The 1,598-nt window shown below is 66.7% G+C and carries 2 protein-coding genes; both read left to right on the forward strand.

Going from position 1 to position 1,598, the window contains the following annotated elements; genetic code table 11:
• On the forward strand, positions 1 to 723 hold a 723-nt coding region (locus M9H71_RS25035), incomplete at its 5' end, for a Mu transposase C-terminal domain-containing protein (protein ID WP_455407565.1).
• A 1-nt stretch (position 724) separates the two neighbouring features.
• A partial coding sequence (locus tag M9H71_RS25040) for a DUF3164 family protein (RefSeq protein WP_455407566.1) occupies positions 725 to 1,598 on the forward strand: 874 nt, incomplete at its 3' end.

Consider the following 1,598-nt stretch of genomic DNA (forward strand, 5'->3'; position numbering starts at 1 on the left):
GCTATCCGCACCGTCACCAAATTCGGCATCCGGGTCGATCACTTCCACTACGTCATCAACGAAGCGCTCCCCGGCGACCGCGTACTCGTTCGCCAGGACCCGAACGATGCCGGCCGGATCATCGCGTTCGACGCCGACACTGGAACCTATGTCGGCGACGGCATCTGCCCGGAGCTGGCCGGCGTCGATCCGGCCGAGCTGCTGCGCGCCAAGAAGGAATTCACCGCCGCACATCTGGCCGAGCGCACCCGCGAGGTCCGCCGCGAGATCAAGAAGCTCACCACCGGGCCGGCCCTGATCGAGCGCGTGCTCGAGGTCGCCCGCCGCGACATGCCGAACGTGATCGCGCTGCCCAAGCGCGAAGAGACGCATTCGACGCCGGCGATCGCCGCCGCGCTCGACGCCATGGTGCCGAAGGAAGCGCCGGCACCGGCAGCCGATGTGCTGGCGATGCAGGCGAAGCTGATCGCCGACGAGACCGTGGTGCCGCTGCGCACCGAACAGACGCCGCATCAGCTCTGGCAGCGCGCGCTCGACGTGATCCAGCGGATGAAAGCCGGCCAGGCCGTGGAGCCAGAAGAGCTGATGTGGCTCGGCGGCTATCGCGAAGGCCCGGACTATCAGGCCCGTGCGCTGATGTTCGGCGACCCGATGGAAACGGAAAAACCCGCCGCGTCCTGGACCGACGCGACGGGTCAACAATCAACTTACGAAGGAGCTTAAGATGACCGCAACTACCAACGTCGTCAAGGGTGGGCAGGTTCCGCTGAAGAACGTCGCGTCGTTCATGACGCTGACGCTGCGCCTGCAAAGCCGCGAGCCCCACCTGCCGAGCTTCGGGGTGTTCTACGGGCCCAGCGGCTTCGGCAAGACCGAGGCGAGCATCTATGCGCAGAACAAGACCAACGCGGTGCGGGTCGAGCTCGGCGAGACGTGGTCGATCAAGAAGCTGCTGCAGGAGCTGCTGTTCGAACTGCGTATCCAGCCCAAGGGCACGATCCCCGATCTCGCCGACCAGGTGAAGGCCGCACTCGGCGACGATCCGCGCCGCCCGCTGATCATCGACGAGGCCGACAAGCTGCTGCGCAAGGGCGGCATGCTCGAAGTGATCCGCGAGATCGGCGACGTCGCCGGCTGCCCGGTGATCCTGATCGGCGAAGAGATGCTGCCGGACAAACTCGCGGTGCACGAGCGCTTCCACGGGCGCGTGATGGACTGGACCGCCGCCGAGGAGTGCGATCAGGACGACGTCGCGGCGCTCGCCTCGGCCACTCCCGCCACCGCCGACGGCACCGTCGTGATCGGCGACAAGACCTTCATGCACGACAGCTCCGGCCGGCTCGTGCCGGTCGACCTGATCAAGCCGCAGCACCTCTTGGAAGATCAGACGGTGCGCAAGATCGTCGGCTACGCGCAGAGCCTGTCCGACCAGATCAGCCGCTTCCGCGGTCACACCTTCGACGACGTCACCAGCTTCGCCGAGCTGCTCGCCGAGCAGTACGGCGCCAAGATCGGCGGCAAGAAGGGCAACGTCACGCTGGCGAGCTACGACGGCCTGTTCCGCGTCGTCGTGCAGGTCGCCGATCAGCTCGCCTTCG

The organism is Rhodopseudomonas parapalustris (genome assembly GCF_053772255.1).